The sequence below is a fragment of the Halopseudomonas xinjiangensis genome, from assembly GCF_900104945.1.
Classification (GTDB): domain Bacteria; phylum Pseudomonadota; class Gammaproteobacteria; order Pseudomonadales; family Pseudomonadaceae; genus Halopseudomonas; species Halopseudomonas xinjiangensis.
This window is the reverse complement of the sequence record NZ_LT629736.1, coordinates 963,028-980,136: the sequence shown is the minus strand read 5'-3', so window position 1 is coordinate 980,136 and position 17,109 is coordinate 963,028. Positions and strand designations below refer to the sequence as shown.

18 protein-coding genes are annotated in these 17,109 nt (G+C 60.1%); 11 read left to right on the top strand and 7 right to left on the bottom strand.

Features of this window, described 5'->3' with window-relative positions; genetic code table 11:
* The first annotated feature begins 1 nt into the window (after window position 1).
* From BLT85_RS04415 to BLT85_RS04395, 5 genes are all read left to right on the top strand, one after another.
* The gene (locus BLT85_RS04415; protein ID WP_093392018.1) at window positions 2–472 is read left to right on the top strand and encodes a DUF6644 family protein; all 471 of its coding nucleotides are present in this window, start codon (window positions 2–4) and stop codon (window positions 470–472) included.
* Between the two features lie 130 nt (window positions 473–602).
* On the top strand, window positions 603–1,763 hold the full coding sequence (locus BLT85_RS04410; RefSeq protein ID WP_093392017.1) for a Na/Pi symporter: 1,161 nt from the start codon (window positions 603–605) through the stop codon (window positions 1,761–1,763).
* A gap of 20 nt (window positions 1,764–1,783) precedes the next feature.
* Window positions 1,784–2,011 carry a hypothetical protein gene (locus BLT85_RS04405; RefSeq protein WP_093392016.1) on the top strand — a complete coding sequence of 76 codons (228 nt, stop codon included), beginning with the start codon at window positions 1,784–1,786 and terminating at the stop codon, window positions 2,009–2,011.
* Between the two features lie 275 nt (window positions 2,012–2,286).
* Window positions 2,287–3,666 carry an NAD-dependent succinate-semialdehyde dehydrogenase gene (locus BLT85_RS04400; RefSeq protein ID WP_093392015.1) on the top strand — a complete coding sequence of 460 codons (1,380 nt, stop codon included), beginning with the start codon at window positions 2,287–2,289 and terminating at the stop codon, window positions 3,664–3,666.
* 215 nt (window positions 3,667–3,881) lie between these two features.
* Complete coding sequence (locus BLT85_RS04395) at window positions 3,882–5,963, top strand: putative bifunctional diguanylate cyclase/phosphodiesterase (RefSeq protein WP_093392014.1); 2,082 nt, start codon at window positions 3,882–3,884, stop codon at window positions 5,961–5,963.
* Between the two features lie 30 nt (window positions 5,964–5,993).
* On the opposite strand, the gene BLT85_RS04390 is transcribed toward BLT85_RS04395, so the two are convergent.
* Window positions 5,994–7,541 (bottom strand): MFS transporter, encoded by a 1,548-nt coding sequence (locus BLT85_RS04390; RefSeq protein ID WP_093392013.1) that lies wholly within the window; start codon window positions 7,539–7,541, stop codon window positions 5,994–5,996.
* Window positions 7,542–7,709: 168 nt separating this feature from the next.
* Entirely contained in the window at window positions 7,710–8,174 is a 465-nt protein-coding gene (bfr, locus tag BLT85_RS04385) for a bacterioferritin (RefSeq protein ID WP_093392012.1), read from the bottom strand.
* 265 nt (window positions 8,175–8,439) lie between these two features.
* Here bfr and BLT85_RS04380 point away from each other — a divergent pair, with 265 nt between their 5' ends.
* From BLT85_RS04380 to BLT85_RS04360, 5 genes are all read left to right on the top strand, one after another.
* On the top strand, window positions 8,440–8,820 hold the full coding sequence (locus BLT85_RS04380; protein ID WP_093392011.1) for a VOC family protein: 381 nt from the start codon (window positions 8,440–8,442) through the stop codon (window positions 8,818–8,820).
* 113 nt (window positions 8,821–8,933) lie between these two features.
* Window positions 8,934–9,839: a LysR family transcriptional regulator gene (locus BLT85_RS04375; RefSeq protein WP_172829807.1), complete on the top strand. Its 906-nt coding sequence runs from the start codon at window positions 8,934–8,936 to the stop codon at window positions 9,837–9,839.
* 101 nt (window positions 9,840–9,940) lie between these two features.
* Complete coding sequence (locus BLT85_RS04370) at window positions 9,941–10,993, top strand: putative urea ABC transporter substrate-binding protein (RefSeq protein ID WP_093392009.1); 1,053 nt, start codon at window positions 9,941–9,943, stop codon at window positions 10,991–10,993.
* Complete coding sequence (locus tag BLT85_RS04365; protein WP_093392008.1) at window positions 10,990–11,721, top strand: cysteine hydrolase family protein; 732 nt, start codon at window positions 10,990–10,992, stop codon at window positions 11,719–11,721. The genes BLT85_RS04370 and BLT85_RS04365 overlap by 4 nt, the downstream gene beginning before the upstream one ends.
* 193 nt (window positions 11,722–11,914) lie before the next feature.
* Window positions 11,915–12,640, top strand: a complete 726-nt coding sequence (locus tag BLT85_RS04360; protein ID WP_093397372.1) for a tellurite resistance TerB family protein — start codon at window positions 11,915–11,917, stop codon at window positions 12,638–12,640.
* A gap of 114 nt (window positions 12,641–12,754) precedes the next feature.
* Here the strand turns inward: BLT85_RS04360 and BLT85_RS04355 are convergent, their stop codons facing one another.
* Window positions 12,755–13,504 (bottom strand): NAD(P)H-dependent oxidoreductase, encoded by a 750-nt coding sequence (locus BLT85_RS04355; RefSeq protein WP_093392007.1) that lies wholly within the window; start codon window positions 13,502–13,504, stop codon window positions 12,755–12,757.
* A 128-nt stretch (window positions 13,505–13,632) separates the two neighbouring features.
* Here BLT85_RS04355 and BLT85_RS04350 point away from each other — a divergent pair, with 128 nt between their 5' ends.
* Window positions 13,633–14,451 carry a LysR family transcriptional regulator gene (locus BLT85_RS04350; protein ID WP_231701578.1) on the top strand — a complete coding sequence of 273 codons (819 nt, stop codon included), beginning with the start codon at window positions 13,633–13,635 and terminating at the stop codon, window positions 14,449–14,451.
* A gap of 227 nt (window positions 14,452–14,678) precedes the next feature.
* Here the strand turns inward: BLT85_RS04350 and BLT85_RS04345 are convergent, their stop codons facing one another.
* The 4 genes from BLT85_RS04345 to BLT85_RS04330 form a co-directional block, all read right to left on the bottom strand.
* Complete coding sequence (locus tag BLT85_RS04345; RefSeq protein ID WP_093392005.1) at window positions 14,679–14,987, bottom strand: hypothetical protein; 309 nt, start codon at window positions 14,985–14,987, stop codon at window positions 14,679–14,681.
* Window positions 14,988–15,091: 104 nt separating this feature from the next.
* Window positions 15,092–15,568 (bottom strand): GNAT family N-acetyltransferase, encoded by a 477-nt coding sequence (locus tag BLT85_RS04340; protein ID WP_093392004.1) that lies wholly within the window; start codon window positions 15,566–15,568, stop codon window positions 15,092–15,094.
* 52 nt (window positions 15,569–15,620) lie between these two features.
* Entirely contained in the window at window positions 15,621–16,292 is a 672-nt protein-coding gene (locus BLT85_RS04335; protein WP_093392003.1) for a nitroreductase, read from the bottom strand.
* A gap of 100 nt (window positions 16,293–16,392) precedes the next feature.
* The gene (locus BLT85_RS04330) at window positions 16,393–16,737 is read right to left on the bottom strand and encodes a thiol-disulfide oxidoreductase DCC family protein (RefSeq protein WP_197673870.1); all 345 of its coding nucleotides are present in this window, start codon (window positions 16,735–16,737) and stop codon (window positions 16,393–16,395) included.
* Window positions 16,738–17,109: the final 372 nt, after the last annotated feature.

Below are 17,109 nucleotides of genomic sequence, written 5' to 3'. Positions count from 1 at the left end.
CGTGACGGACGTCTGGCAAGCGCTATCGGCCTTACCGCCTGCAATCTGGCTGCAGCGCAATGCCGTTGCTTATCTGCTGGTCAATGCTGCACACATCGTCTCGCTCGGCCTGTTGATCGGAACCATTATCACGCTGGATCTCCGTTTGCTCGGAGCGTTCCGCGCGGTTCCGGTGTCTGCGCTATGGCCGCTGCTGTCACGTCTGGCAGCCTGCGGTCTCGGCCTGGCTGCCCTTACCGGCGCGTGGCTGTTCAGCGTGAACGCCCCGGTTTATGTGGAAAATACTGCGTTCCAGGCCAAGCTGGGCCTGATCGCGGCGGCCGTACTCAATGCGCTCTGGTTGCACCGTCGACAATCCGGTAGCGAGATGCACCTACGCAGCCAACGTGCCGCAACCAGGTTCCAGGCCGCGCTCTCGTTATGCCTGTGGCTGAGTGCAGTAGTTGCTGGACGATGGATCGGATTTCTTTAAACGCCGGGCCTTATTAGCGCGCCGCTCGTCCCCATCCGACCGAAGGTATGACAGCAGCTATCGGAGGTCATGAAAGAGTCACGCCCCGCTTCCATCATCGATTGCACACCTCTCTGATGGAGTGTTGGCCATGACGACCAATGTCGAAACGCTGTCCGATCAACGTTCCGAACCAACCAGTAGCCGATGGATCTCCTGGCTGGCTGTAGTGGTGCTCATTTACCTGCTGCTAGCCGGTGTCGGCGCGATTGGCGATGGATTCAAGGCTGCTGCGGGCGACAATGCCAGAGAATTGTTTGCCTTCGCTACCAACCCTCTGGTCGGCCTCACAATCGGGCTGGCCGCCACCGCACTCATTCAGAGTTCGAGCACCGTCACGTCGATCATCGTCGGGCTGGTCGCCGGGGGGTTGCCGGTGTCCATCGCGATTCCCATGATCATGGGCGCTAATATCGGTACGTCACTGACCAGCACCATCGTCAGCCTCGGGCATGTTCGCAGCGGGACAGAATTTCGCCGAGCCTTCGCTGCGGCCACCGTTCACGACGCCTTCAACTTCACCGCCGTCGCGATCCTGCTGCCGATTGAGTTGCTCCTCCATCCTCTGGAGCGCGTATCCGAGGCGCTAGCCGGGCTGCTGTCCACCGACGCCAGCCTGGACATGGACAGCGTCAACTTCATGGATACATTACTCGCGCCGGCCTCCGAGATACTCGAGGCCAGCGTGAGCTGGCTGCCTGGCCCGGTATGGACCGGCGTCGCGCTAATCATCATTGGCATCGGTACGATCCTGTTCGTCGTTACCGCCATCGGCAAGATACTGCGTCGCGTGATGGTTGGTCGTGCCAAACGCATCATGCACGCGAGCATAGGGCGCGGACCGGTCTCGGGCATCGCTTCGGGCGCCGTTATCACCGTGCTTGTTCAATCGTCTTCCACTACGACTGCGCTCATCGTGCCGCTTGCGGGCACTGGCGTGTTCTCTCTCAAACAGGTGTATCCGTTCACCCTGGGAACCAACATAGGCACCTGTGTGACGGCCCTGCTGGCCGCGACGGCGATTGCGGGCCCTACAGCAGAAGTGGCGCTGCAGATCGCGCTGGTACATCTGCTATTCAACCTGCTCGGCATCTTCATTATCTATGCGCTGCCATTCCTGCGTGGTATCCCGCCTGGGATAGCAAAGACACTTGCCAGGCTTGCCGAACGGAGCAAGTTGTACGTCGTCGGTTATATTGGGGGCGTCTTCTTCGCCCTTCCACTGTTGATGATCGGCTTCAGCCAGCTCTGATATTTCAAAGGACCTTTGTCATGACTTCGAACCCGAACCGACTGGAAGCCCGGCAGCGTCTGCGCGAACTGCGCGACTCGCTCGGCACGCTCGAGCAGCAGCTGGACGACCTCGAGCGCGAGGAAGCGGCTCAGCACGAAGAGATCGACCAGCTCGATCGATATATCGACGCAGTGGACACCAAGTTCAGCAGCCTGCAGGTTTTTTGGAATTCGCTGAAGCAGGAATGGCTCAAGTCGCGACGCTGAACGGGCCGGTCGACGCGGCGCGTTTCAATCGACGACTTTCTGCCACGGATTCTCGTCGAGGCATCGGTTGCACGCGCTGTCGGAAACTTCAGACGGTATCCCTGCGGAGTGGGATCGTCGCCGTCTGATCTGGTCGCATGAAAAGACCGACCTTCCGGCTATCCTGGCCTGTGACCGGCAATACCCCGCTACACCTGGCAACGAACTCTCCCCCGCCTGCGCCGTCCCAAACCTGTTCAATCCGCGATTTCGCTCACGACGATCAAGGAGACCTTATGTCCCGTTCCAAACAGACGATCAATCCCGCTACCGAAGAAGTCATCGCCAGCTACGACCTCATGAGCCGCGAGCAAGCCAATCAGGTCATCGAGCAAACCCACGAAGCCTTCCTGCAATGGCGCAAGACGTCCTTCGAGGAACGGGCCACGCTGCTGCGCAAGGTTGCCGGTCTCATCCGCGAGCGCAAGGATGATTACGCCGCGCTGATGACCCAGGAGATGGGCAAGACCATCGCCGCGGGCAAGCAGGAATGCGAACTGTGCGCGGCCATCTGCGAATACGCTGCCGAGCATGGCCCGGAAGAACTGGCGGAGCAGACTCGTGACATCCGCGGGGGTCGCGCGTTGATCAGCTATCAGCCAATCGGCGTGATCTATGGGATCCAGCCTTGGAATTTCCCGCTTTATCAGGTGATCCGCTATAGCGCAGACAACCTCATGGTCGGCAACACCATCCTGCTCAAGCACGCTGGCAATGTCTGGGGCATGGCGATGGAAGTCGAGAAGCTCTACCGCGATGCCGGCCTGCCGGAAAACGCTTTCCGTTCGCTATTGATCGACCACGACACCTCTGATGCGGTGATCGAACACAAGCTGGTACGCGGCGTTACCTTGACCGGCAGCCCGGGTGCCGGTGCTGACATCGCACAGAAAGCCGCCAGGGTGCTGAAGAAAACCGTGCTGGAGCTAGGCAGCAACGATGCCTATCTGGTACTGGACGACGCCGATATCGAAAAGGCGGTGAAGTTCTGCGTCATGGGTCGTATCAACAACACCGGCCAGACCTGCGTCGCGGCCAAACGCTTCATCGTTGTCGAGTCGGTATACGATCAGTTCCGTAACGCCTTCGTCGAGGCCATGGGCAAAATCACCACAGGCGATCCGACCAGCAAGGATACGGTCATGGGGCCAATGGCCCGTAAGGATCTGCGCGACAAGCTGCATGACCAGGTCCAACGTTCCATCGAAGGCGGCGCTACCTGCGCGGTAGGCGGCGAGATCCCGGGTGGCAAGGGCTATTACTACCCCGCCACCGTGCTGGAAAACGTCAAGCCCGGCCAGCCAGCCTACGATGACGAGCTGTTCGGTCCGGTCGCCTCGCTGATCAAGGTCGCCGACGAAGCGGAAGCCATGCGCGTAGCCAACGATTCGCCTTTCGGCCTGGGCGGCGGCATCTTCTCAGCCGACGCCGATCGCGCCGTGAAGCTGGCTCGCGACGAGTTCGATACCGGCATGATCAACATCAACGGCTACAACCTCGCCCAGCCCAACCTGCCCTTCGGCGGCGTGAAGGACAGCGGCTACGGTCGCGAGCACGGCGGCTTCGGCATGCACGAGTTCGTCAACATCAAGGCCATCTCGATCAACGAGAAGTAACTGCGCACGTTGCGCATGAGGGATCAGGTCGCCACCTGATCCCTTGTCCTTCTCCTCTCCCTTCCTCCCCTTGCCCTTCCCGGGGTCCATTCGTCGGTACCGATGTGGCCATAGTGCAAAGTTGTTATCGGCCAACCGCACGGTCACGTATCATTGTGCCATCACGGCCTGGGCGTACCCTTCGCAAGGCCACTCCCCGTTATTACGAGTCCCCGATGCTGGCCGGCCGCTACGATCTGTTTCTGGTATTGATCTCCTTTGTCGTCGCGATGCTTGCGTCCTACACAGCACTCGACCTGTCGGGACGCATCGCGTCGGCCAAGGGCGCAGCGGTGCGCTACTGGATAAGCGGTGGCGCGCTGGCCATGGGCTTTGGTATCTGGTCGATGCATTTCATCGGCATGCTGGCCTTCAAGCTGCCGATTCCTCTTGGTTACGATCTGACGTTCACGGTGGGGTCACTGATCCTCGCCATACTGACCTCGGGCCTGGCTCTCTGGCTCGTCAGCCAGCCTGACATGTCCTGGCGAGACAATCTCCTCGGCGCGTTGATCATGGGCGCGGGGATCAGCTCCATGCACTATCTGGGCATGGGTGCGCTGCGCATGCAGCCCGGCATCGTTTATGACCCGGTGCTGGTCGTCGCCTCTCTGCTGGTTGCCACTGCCGCATCGGGCTCTGCCCTGCGCATCGCCTTCGCGTTGCGCAGGCGCCTGGTACGGGTCAAGGTCATGCGCGGCGGCGCCGCGGTCATCATGGGGTTTGCCATCGTCGGGATGCACTATATCGGCATGGCGGCAGCCAACTTCCCGGAGGGCAGCTATTGCGCGGCAGCGGTCGAAGGACTGGATACACAGTGGTTGGCGAGCCTGGTGATCGTCATCACAGTGGCCATTCTGGCAATAACCCTCCTGCTCTCGCTGCTCGACGCACGCCTCGCTGCAAAAACCGAGCTGCTCAGCTCTTCGCTGGCTCGGGCCAACCGCAAGCTGATGGAGCTCGCCCTGCAGGACAGCCTGACCAAGCTGCCGAACCGGCTGTTGCTCGAAGAACGGATCAACGAATGTATCGCCCGGGCCAGGCGGCACGGCCGTACCTTCGCAGTCATGTTCCTCGATCTGGATGGCTTCAAGCCGATCAACGATGCCTTCGGTCACCACACCGGTGATGAGCTGCTCTGCGTGGTCGCCAATCGTCTCAACGGTCACATGCGCTCGCGCGATACGCTTGCCCGGGTTGGCGGCGACGAGTTCGTCCTGCTGGCCGAGATATCCGATGGCGAGGACGTGAGCGCCATTGCGGAGCAGATCATAGAGCTGGTCAACCGACCCTTCCCAGTTGGCGAGCATGAGCTGCGCATTTCCACCAGCGTCGGCATCGCGCTGTATCCCAGAGACGGGGACAACAAGCAGGAGCTGCTGATGAATGCCGACGCCGCCATGTACCACGCGAAACATAACGGACGTAACGACTACAGCTTCTTCGAACCGGCGATGAACGTCGACGCTCGCGCCCAACTCAAGCTGCTGCATGAGCTGCGCCTGGGTATCGAGCGCGAGGAATTGGTCCTGCATTTCCAGCCCAAGTTCTGCGCCAGTACGGGCGCGCCGATGGGTGCCGAAGCGCTGGTGCGCTGGCAGCATCCGGAGCTGGGTTTGCTCGCCCCTGATCGATTCATCGGGCTGGCCGAACAGGCCGGACTGATTACCCGTATCGACGAATGGGTGCTGAACGCAGCGGCACGCCAGTTGCAGGCGTGGCGCGCAGCCGGCCATACCACCTGGCAGGTCGCGGTGAACATTTCAGGGTTGCATGTGAGACATCACGGGCTGGTGGGACACGTGCGGGACGTGTTGGCCCGCTACGATTTGCCCGCCCAGAACCTGGCCATCGAGATCACCGAGACCATGGCGGTTCGCGACGCTGAGGCCATCGCCATGCTCGAGGAACTGGCAGCGCTCGGCGTTTGCTTGTCGATCGATGACTTCGGATCAGGCTATTCCAGCCTTTCCTATATCAAGCGCCTGCCCGTGCGCGAACTGAAAATCGACCGCAGCTTCATCAGCGAAGTGTGCGCCGGTGGCATCGACGCGGCGATCGTGGCATCGGTCGTGACGCTGGGCAGGGCGCTGAATCTGCGCGTCGTGGCGGAGGGCATCGAGGATGCCGAGCAACAGGCGCTGTTGTCTGAACTAGGCTGCGACGTGCTTCAGGGGTTCTGGTTGGGGCGACCGGTACCGGCCAGTCAGTTCCTCGCCAGCGGCCAACCGGCGGTGGAAGCCGTTCCAACGGCCTGATGGGCAGACAGGCCAGAGTCGCCAGCCGCTTTAGTGCGCGCCGGCCTCCAGTTTCACCTCACTCAGGCACAGCGCCGTCAGCAGCGCCGTGCCAGCCATGATTGCTGCCCCGATCAGCGCATTGGCATGCAGTGCTTCAGCGAAGCCGCTTTGGGCAACAGCAAGCAGCGCCTCCCCCAACTCCGGCGGCAACTGACGGGAAACGGCCAGGGCGCCGCCAATGGTGTCCCCGGCTATCTCGGCGTGTTCGGCGCTCAGCCCGGCAGGCAGTTCGCCTGCGACGTGTCGCCGATACACCGCTGCGCCGACGCTGCCGATCACCGCAATGCCCATGGCCATGCCCAGCTCGGACGCCGTTTCGGATGTCGCTGCCGCGGCGCCGGTCTTTTCCTTCGGCGCAGCGCTCACGACCAGATCCGTGCCGAGAATCATCATCGGCATGATCCCGACACCCAACAGTACCGTCCCCAGCACGATGAGCCCGATCCCGTCGCGCCCCTGAACCAATAGCAACACGAGCAAGCCGACCACGGCCAAGCCAAGACCAAGGCTGACAAAGACCGCGGGCCTCAGGCCACGAGCCACGCGCGGAACCAGCAGCGAGGCGCAGGTCTGGATGACGGCGGCCGGCAACATGACCAGCCCGGCCTCCAGCGCGCTGAGCCCGCTTACGCCTTGCAGATACTGGAAGATCATCAGCCAGGAGCCGGAAAGGGCAAGCAGCGAGAGCATCATCGCCGTGACCGACACGGTAAACGCACGACGGCGGAACAGGGCCATGTCGAACATCGGATCGGCCAGCCGCTTCTGCCGGCGGACGAAGGCGAAGCCGATGGCACAGCCCGCAACAGCCGCGGCGCAGGCAAGCAGATTGACGCCGTCGCGCGCGGTGTCTTTCAAGCCGAAAATAACCAGCAACAGCGCCGTCACGCACAAGACGGCGCTGGCAAAGTCGAGCCGACCTGCCTGCTCGTCGCGAAACTCCGGCAGCAATGTCGGCCCGACGATAAGCAGCAGCGCCATGACAGGCACCGCCAGCAGGAACACCGAACCCCACCAGAAGAACTCCAGCATCAAACCGCCAACCAGCGGCCCGATGGCGCTACCGACGATGAATCCGGTCATCCAGATGGTAATCGCCAGGGTACGTTCGCGCTCGATGTGAAACATGTTGCGGATCAGTGAGAGCGTAGACGGCATCAAGGTGGCGCCGGCTATACCGAGCAGCGCACGCGTGGCAATCAACATACCTGCAGACGTGGCGAACGCCGCCGCGACCGACGCCAGACCGAAGGCAAAAGCCCCAGCGAGCAACAGCCGCCGGCGGCCGATCCGGTCGCCCAGCGTACCCATGGTGATCAGGAACCCGGCCACCATGAAGCCGTAGATGTCGAGTATCCACAGCAACTGCGAACTGGTCGGTTGCAAGTCGGCACTCAGGTGCGGGGCGGCCAGATGCAGCACGGTCATGTCGAGCGCCAGCAACAGGGTCGGCAATACCAGCACGGCCAATCCCAGCCATTCGCGGCGCCCGGCGGGTTGCCATTCTGGCGAAACGGTCACATCGGATATGTTCATAGAGGGTTCCTGGGCGAGCGATTCTTATACGCGCCGCCTCTATGCGCCACAAGGTACAGCTGCAGTTCGAAAGGGCCGAACACAGTGCCAGAAGTCGACCTGTGGAAAGGAATGTGATGAGCGGTTTCGTACCGGTGGGCCCTGGCAGCTCAGGGCTAATAGCGAGGGTCAGACCTGCGATTGCAGGTAGTTCTGCATACCGACCAGCTTGATCAGGCGTAGCTGCTGCTCGAGCCAGTACGCGTGGTCTTCCTCGGTATCCTTCAACTGGATCTCGAGAATCTGGCGGGTCTGGTAGTCACCGTGGCGTTCACACAGCGCGATAGCGCCTGCCAGGTTGTCTCGCACTTCGTATTCCAGCTTCAGGTCCGCGGCCAGCATGTCCGGTACGGTGAAACCGGGATGAATGACCGACGGACGCATGTCCGGGATGCCTTCGAGAAACAGAATGCGCTTGAGAATGGCATCGGCGTGCTGCGTTTCCTCTTCCATTTCATGGTTGATGCGCTCGTACAGCTTCGCGTAGCCCATGTCTTCGTAAAGCCGCGAGTGCAGGAAATACTGGTCGCGCGCGCCGAGCTCTCCGCGCAGCAGCTCGATGAGACAATCGATGACTTCCTGGTGGCCTTTCATGATGCGGATATCCCGAAGCTGTAGTGAGTATGTCCATTGTGCCGAAGCGGCTTTCCCATTGCCAGCTATCAGGGCAGAAAAACCAATACTGCCAATAGGTTATGTAGACTCTTATCGTAGTTCGAAACCTAAGCGTTCGCATTCTCGATCAGCCTGACCCACTCGCTTTATACCGCGCGCCGACGCACTATTGACTCGCGCCGCATTAAGCGGAAGGCTGGTCACGCCAAAAAGAACAACCAAGTCCCATAGAAAGGAAGACACGATGTTTAGCCATGTCATGCTCGGCGCCAACGATATGCAGGAATCCAAGGCTTTTTATGACGCCATACTGGGCGTAGTCGGCTGCAAACCCGGCGTCATGGACGAGAAGGGTCGCTGCTTCTGGTTCACCAAAACCGGCGTCTTCGCCATCACCAAGCCGCTGAACGGCGAGCCCGCCTGCAACGGCAACGGGAGCACCATCGGCTTCGCCATGGACAGCCCTGAGCAGGCCGATGCCTGGCATGCAGCCGGTATCGCCAGCGGTGGCGTGACCTGCGAGGACCCGCCGGGCGTGCGCCAGGGTTCTACCGGTCAGATTTACCTCGCCTACCTCCGCGACCCGGCTGGCAACAAGATCTGCGCATTGCACCGTATGAGCTGACGAACCTGATAGGAGCGGTCGCTCTGTTCCCCCGACCGCTCCTATTCTGTGCATCGCGACGCCCTGCTCCACCCCCTACTCGCTACAGGTACGAAACAAGCGCAATGCCTTCCATGGACTCGATCAGCCTGAATCTGCTTCGTATTTATCTGGCCGTGGTAGAAGCCGGCGGCATATCCAACGCCCAGGCGATTCTGAACAAGGACGCCTCCACCATCAGCCGCGCGCTGTCCAAACTGGAAGCGCAGCTGAACCTGGTGCTCTGCGAACGTGGACGCCAGGGATTTCTTCTCACCCGCGAGGGCGAAAAGGTCTACCAGGAGGCCTTGAAGCTGTTTTCCAGCCTGCGTGGCTTTCAACAGAAAGTCGCAGGGCTCAGCGCAAACGACAGCGATAGCCTGCACATCAGCCTTATCGACAACATCATCACCGATCCCCAGTGCCCGCTGCAGCCAGCCCTGCAGGCTCTGCACCAGCGCTACGGCGACAAAGTCGATCTCGACATCCAAGTGCATGCTCCGGCAGACACGGAGAAACAGTTGCTGGACCGCAGGACAGACCTGGCGGTAGGTATTTTCGAGAGCAAGCACGAGCATCTGACCTATCACACGCTCTATCAGGAATCGGATTCACTGTACTGTTTCCATGACTCGCCGCTCGGCCGCTTGATCGCTCAGGGAGCAGAGGACACCGCAATCTACGCCGCCCTGCTCACGCAGGACCTGATCGCACGCAAGTTCCTCAAACATCAGGATCTGGAATCCTTTGCCCAGGATCACCGTGGTCAGGTCTCGTTTGCCTCGAATCTGGAGGCGATCGTCCTGTCCATTCTCTCCGGTCGCTATGTCGGGTTTATTCCGCAACACTACGCGCGGAGCTGGCAGCGGTCCGGCCAGCTTCTCGCGGTCCTGCCCGAGCGCTTCGCTCACCATTCCCGGATAGAACTGGCGTACCAGCAGGAGAACGTGAAGGCGCGCCCCATATTGGCGCATTTTCGGGATCTGCTGCTCCGATCCTGATCATGACTTTTATGCACGCTCACGTGCATTTTCCGTCATTTTTCCCCGCCGCTTGCTTCAATAAGATGTGGACTCCATTGATGCTGTAGGAGTCCAACGACATGCCGAATCGATACAGAACTAGCCTGAGTGCCCTGGCCCTGGCCCTGAGCGCCACCGCTTCCATGGGCGCCGCCGCCCAGGATTCCTACCGCATTGCCTGGACCATCTATGCCGGTTCCATGCCTCTGGGTTACGCCGAAGACGCCGGCATTCTGAAAAAGTGGGGCGACAAGTACGGCTTCGATCTGGAAGCGGTCCAGATGAACGACTACATCGAAGCACAAACCCAGTTCGCCGCAGGCGAGTTCGACGGTGCAATTGCGATCACGCTCGATGCGCTGACCATCCCGGCCGGGTCCGGCGTCGACACCACCGCCGTGGTGCCGCTGAGCACCTCTGCCGGCAGCGATGGCATCGTGATGCGTGGCAAGGACAAAACCATCGAGGATCTAAAAGGCAAAAGGATCAACCTGGTCGAACTCTCCGGCTCGCACTACATGCTGGCGCGAGCGCTCGATAAGGCAGGTATGTCAGAGAAAGACGTCACCGTGGTGAATACCTCGGACGCCGATATCGCCAGCGCGTTCGAAGATCCGTCCACCCAGGCGGTATCGACCTGGAAGCCGCAGCTTACGCAGATCCTCGAGCAGTATCCTGATACCACACTGGTGTTCGATTCGTCCGATATTCACGGCGAGATCGTCGATGCTCTGGTCGTGCAGACCGAAAAGCTGGAGAAGAACCCGGACCTGGGCAAGGCCATCGCTGGAGCCTGGTACGAAGTGATGGAGATGATGCAGGCGGATCATCCCCAGCATGAAGAATTCATGCAATACATGGCCTCGGCACTAAACACCGATGAGAAAGGCCTGGCCAGCCAGCTCGAGACCATCGACTTTTTTACTCCCGAAGAAGCCAGGGAACTGGTGACCGGCGATGAATACGAAGCCAAGCTCAAGGCCATGACGACCTTCGCCTTTCAACACGGTTTGCTGGGCGACAACGTGCCCAATGAAGGCTATATCGGCATCGAAACAGGCGACGGGGACATCATCGGTAACGCCGGCAACGTGAAGTTGCGCTTCCCGACTACCTGGATCGAGCAGCCATGAGCGGTTACCAGGTAGTCGACCAGTCGGCGCCCTACCCCTGGCCGCTGGCGCAGTCCTGGAGCGCCAGTGACACAGCGTTGATCATGATCGACATGCAGCGCGATTTTCTCGAGGAAGACGGTTACTTCGGTAGCCTGGGGGAAAATCTCGATCATGTGCAGCGCACCGTTGAACCCTGTCGGCGGTTGCTTGACGCAGTTCGTCGGACGGGCATGTTGATCGTCCATACCCGTGAAAGCCATCGCCCTGACCTGTCCGACCTGAACGCCACCAAACGCCTGAAGGGCGAGCGCAAAGGCGCAGCGATCGGTAGTGAGGGTCCAATGGGCCGCCTGCTGGTGCGTGGAGAATATGGCTGCGACTTTGTCGATGCCCTCGCCCCGCATGCCGGCGAAGTGGTTCTGGACAAGCCGGGCAACAGCGCCTTCTATGCCACCGACCTGCGGCAGATACTGTCGGCCCGAGGCATCACTCGGCTGCTGCTGGCCGGTGTTACAACCGATGTCTGCGTGTCATCGACCCTGCGCGACGCCAATGACCGTGGTCTGGACTGCTTGCTGCTCGAAGACTGCTGCGGCGCAGCGACGCCGGAGCTGCATGAAGCCGTTTTGCGCAGCATGGAGCGCGAGGGCGGCATATTCGGGGCGTATGCCCACAGTGATGGACTGCTGCGAAGTCTTGCGCAGCGCAGTCAGGCAACCGCAGCCTCCCCCGAAACAGCCTCGTAACCTCAGCATCTGGCGCAGGGTTCGGTTGGCTAGCCAACCCTGCGCTCGGAAACAAGGCTGGGATTCAACCAATGCGAGTCCGCTCCGATCTCATGATTGTAAGAGGCCGTTACAACACGGTCTCTTTCGAGCTTGCGAAAAAGCGGGAAGCAAACGTATGTTGGCGTTTCAGCCAGCTCCCGCCGAGGTTTTCATGAATACCCGCAGCCTGCTCGATCAATTGCTCACCAGTGGCAAGGATCTGCTTCAGAATCAAGGTAACGGCACCAAGCAGGGCTCAAGCTCGGGCTCAAAATCAGGCTCAGGAATCGAATCGGCGCTCGGCGGGCTGCTCGGCAGCGTTGGCGGCGGCGCTCTGGGTGGCGGCGCGATCAGCATGCTGATGGGTAGCAAGAAGCATCGAAAAATGGGCGGCAAGGTCGCCACCTACGGCGGGCTCGCCGCACTCGGCCTGGTCGCCTACAAGGCGTACAGCAACTGGCAGAGCCAGAACGAAGTGCAGACCGGCATGGCTCAGCCGGAAGGTCAGCTGCGAACAGTAGACCGTGTCCCTCCCGCTGAGGTGGAGGAGCATAGCCAAGCGATCCTGCGTGCCCTTATCGGCGCCGCCAAGGCGGACGGACACGTCGACGATCGTGAGCGCCAGATGATCGAAGGCGAAATCGAGAAGCTGACACCCGACCCTCAGCTCAAGCAGTGGTTCGACCAGGAACTACGCAAGCCCCTCGATCCCATCGACGTGGCACGTTCCGCCACAACGCCCGAAATCGCCGCGGAAATGTATCTGGCGAGCATCCTCATGGTGGACGACCAGAACTTCATGGAACGCTCCTATCTTGATGAGCTGGCACGCCAACTGAAGCTCGAGCCTAGATTAAAGTCAGAGCTGGAAACGCAGGCGGCCGAAAATCTGAAATAAGTAGGGTGGACAACGCGAAGCTTGTCCACCGTGGGTTCGTACACACCCACCAATGTGGTGGATAACTCTACGCGGTTATCCACCCTACGGCACCGCCTCGGACACACGATCGTTTCAGTCCGCCCAGCGCCGCGGATGATTGATCCGGAGCGCTCCATGCTCATCCCAGTCATCCCAGCCCGCGAAAGCTAGCGAAGGCTCGGCATGAAGCGCCGCCACACGGTTTGACCATGCGCATCTTTCGACGTCCAAACGAGCCTGTAAAGCTTGCTCATCTTGGTACTCTAGTCCGCCGCCTTGCGCACCAAAGATCACATTCGGAACGAGCACCTGCAATCCCAAGTAATACAGCGAGTAATGAATAGGCCAGAGCAGCCGGACGATATCCCCGCTTCTGCCATGCCGACCGAAGGTTGGAGCAGGCGCGCCGGTGGTAACCGAACAGATCACCCGCTTGGTGCCGAACCGTCCGGTGTCATAGCGCATCTTTCCGGAATACAGCCCGCCGTAAACAAATACCCGGTCGAACCAGCCTTTGAGCATTGCCGGCTGAGCGTGCCACCAAAGGGGAAACTGAAGAATGATAAGATCGGCGCGCTCTAATCTAGCGATCTCGCGCTGCACATCACTGGGCAATGTGCACTGATCATAAGCATGATTCTGCTCCGTCAGCGGGAAGAACCGTTCTGAACATTCACGAGTCGCGTAATTCCGGGCATGCTCCACCGGATCGAACTCGTCCGCGTACAGATCGGATACTTCAACGCTGTAGCCAGCGTCTGCGAGCCCGTCGATGGTGGTATCTTTCATCGCGCCATTGAACGAATGGGGTTCGGGGTGACAGTAAACGATCAGGGCATGCATGAGCGGTCTCCGAGTGCGGTTGAGTTCTGTTCCACCCTACTCACATCCAGTCCGGGTCAACATCCGGTCACGCCAACAACGGACTTTGCATGAATGCAAACAACCTTTCGTGGGATGACTTGCGCGTCGTGCTGGCGATCGCCAGAAACGGTTCTCTGGCCGGCGCGGCACGATCTCTGGAAAGTAGCCATGCCACGATCTTCCGGCGGCTGAACGCGCTGGAACGGCGGATAGGAATCAGGCTGTTTTTCCGCTCACGGAAAGGCTACACGCCGACTCCTGCCGGAGACGACCTAAGCGCCACCGCCGCGCGCATTGAATTGGAAATGCTCGGAGCCGAGCGTCGTCTCACCGGCCAAGATGATCAGCTTTCTGGGACTATCCGCCTTACCACCACCGACTCCCTGTTAGCCGGTCCGCTCGCGCCAGCGCTAAGCCGCTTCTCCAAGACGCACCCTTCCATCACACTCGAAATCGCGCTGTCCAATCGCTTGTATGATTTGGGCACACGGGACGCTGACATGGCCGTCCGCCCTGGCTCGAACCCTGACGAGCGGCTTATCGGACGCAAGGTAGGCTCGATTGTTCAGTCGGTCTATGCATCAAGTGCGGCACAAGAGACACATGCCTGGATAGGGCCCGATAGGCAGCTCGGTTACGTTGCGCTGGAACGCTGGATGCAAGCCTCCGGAATTGACGCTCGCTGCTCCTTTCGCGCCGACAGTGTTCTGGGCATGTACCACGCGGTGCGGGCGGGTTTAGGGAAAGCCGTGCTATCGGACTACCTGGCGGAGAACCAACAGCCGCTGGTCTCGCTAAGCGAACCTATCGCGGAGCTCAAAACAGAGCTTTGGATTCTTACTCATCCAGACGTCGCCCGTGCCCAGCGAATCAAAGCTTTGCGGGCTCATTTGGTATCGGAGTTACAGGCAGCTTTCGCTCGGTGAGGCTTAGTGGCCTCGCCGGCTACGAGGCTCGGTAAGGCTCGCTTGAAGACACGACTATCTCTTCTCCTGATAAGCGGCGAACAACGCAACCAGCTCACTCCTGTCCTCCGTCCGTTGACGGCTGGTCAAGAACTCAAGTATCTGGAAAGCATTCTGCCCATCCAAGTACGGTTTGGGACTTGAGATGGCCAGGTAAGGGTCCGCACCTTGTTCCAAAAGAAACTTCGCTACGCTGGTTCGTTATAAATAATCGACGCTATTAAAGGCGTAGAACCTACGTCGTCTGGTTCTCCGATATCGCATCCTGACGCCAATGCTACGTTGATGATCCTCAGCGCACGCTCTTTGGGAAACCAGGCTTCATGGTACAGCCCCGCCGCCACGCCAATGGTTGGGCTGGTGAACTTGCCGTCGGTAATATAGCAGCCGGTTTCATCGGTGGTTCTGAGTTGGATGTGTTGCTCGTTCTCCGCCAGCGCCAGTTCCGATCCAGGCAACCCGAATACGGCCAATGTTAGACCGACAATCCTTAGCATTTGACATCTCTTCCATGCTTCGTAGGGTAAATAACGCGAAGCTTACCCACTACATAGCTCACGCACCTGCCGAAGCGGTGGATAACGCTGCGCGGTTATCCACCCTACGGTGCGTGGGCGGGCAGAACGTCTTCCCGATAAAGCTTCATCCCTCGTGACACGTAGTTGCCCAGTGCGCTCGGATGATCGAACGTGCAGGTGTGCACCCACACCCGCTCAGTTCCCGTCCAATTCCACGCCGATTCGATCGCATGGCTCAGCAACGGTCCACCGAGGCCTTTGCCGATCGAACCCGTTGCCAGTCCGAAATAGCGAATCTCCGCGTTCACCCCGTCCGGACGGTACAGCTCATAGTAACCGGCGGTACTGCCACGGTCATACGCCACCCAGGTACGAAGTTCGTCGCTTTCGACAATGGCGCGCCATTGCTCGTCAGTCCAGTCGTCGCGATCGCCCCACTCCCATTCGCTGCCTACCAGTTCGTAGAGGAAACGATTGAACTGATATTGCGGTAACTCACATTCCAGCACGCCAAGGGAAAACGGCAAAGGCCTTGCCTTGAGCTCGTCGCGGGTGGTCATTTCCAGGTAGCCAGGTTGGTGGATAACGCTGCGCGGTTATCCACCCTACGTATCAAAAACCGATGAAGCGGGCAACCTCGTCGACTGGGCGACGCTTGGACACGACGGCATTGGCTGGGAAGTCCTCATCGGGGTATCCCATCGCGACGCAGATCATGATCACCTGATCTTCCGGGATGCCGGCATGCTTGCGCACGACTGGGGAATGCATGATGCCCTGGCTGTTGACCACGCAACCAAGTCCGCGGGACCAAGCTGCGTTCACCAGGCCGTTGACCAGCGCGCCGCAGTCGAACTGGGCGATGTCGCCTTCCTGCAGCACTCGATCGTAGGTGACGACGATCGAAACCGGCGCATCAAACTGGCGGAATCCACGCAGGATCCAGTCCTGGCGCTTTTCCTTGTCGTCACGTGCGATGCCCATGGCCTGGAACAACTGCACGGCTATCTCGACCTGCCGGTCTCGATGCGTGCCTTCATAGGAGCCGATGCCCCGACTCTCCTTGCTCGGCGGAACGCCGCCCAGCATGCGCTCGGTATTCTCGGCACGAATGCGGTCGAACGGCTCCCCTGTAAGAACGTGCAGGTGCCAGGGTTGCGTATTCATGGACGACGGCGCTCGGCTGGCCAGTGCAATGACTTCCTCGATGACGCTACGCGGAACCGGGTTCTGCTTAAAGGCGCGAATGCTTCGGCGCCCCATCACGACGTCTTCGTAGTTCAACCTTTATCTCCTCGAAACGGATTGTGGTAACCGCTGAATGTGCCATTGAGTCTACCCACTCGCCCCGGGCGATCCGACGAAGATACCGAACCTGAATGACTCACCTGCGCCGCTTTGCTTCCGCCTGGCGTGCGAGTCGCTGCAGTGCGGGCCGCACCCGGAGGAACCCGCGGTAACTCAACTCGAACAGCGCGAGCCCGCCAGGCAGCCGGGCCACACGTGCCAACCAGCGCCAGCCGGGGAGCCGGCTCCACATGGCGACGAAGGCCTCGGCGCCATCGAGCCGCGACCCGTCGCTGCGCTGTACATGGAAGCGAGCCAGCAACTTCTCGCGATCGTCCGCAAAGGCTGCGCAATCACTCGCGCCGGAACTGATATCCACAAAGCGAAGCGCACTGTCTTCGCGCCTTTCCGCCAGGCCTTTAACGTGAGCGATTTCCCGCATACACAGCGGGCACCCGCCGTCATACAAAACCGTGAGCGTTTCATCATTGCCGAGCTGATTCGAAACCTTGCCTTGCGAGGGGTACCAGGTGCTTAACCGATGAAACCGCCGGCTCATAAAAGGCGAAGGCTATGCCTCCGACGCGAACAGCAATCGTAGAGAGCCCCCAATGTCGACGGCGGGATGGCTTCGGTCGAGCTAAGAGGCATGAAGCAAAAGTGCTGAAGACGGCAGAGAGAACCAGACCCGACCTTCAACTAAAGCCATGACCGGAGCCGGCCGATGCGTCTGATCTGACGTATCGGCCGGTTCACCATCGAATGCATCCTGCCTAGGGCAGTGCTGCGCTCACAATCGCTGACCGCGCCCGGA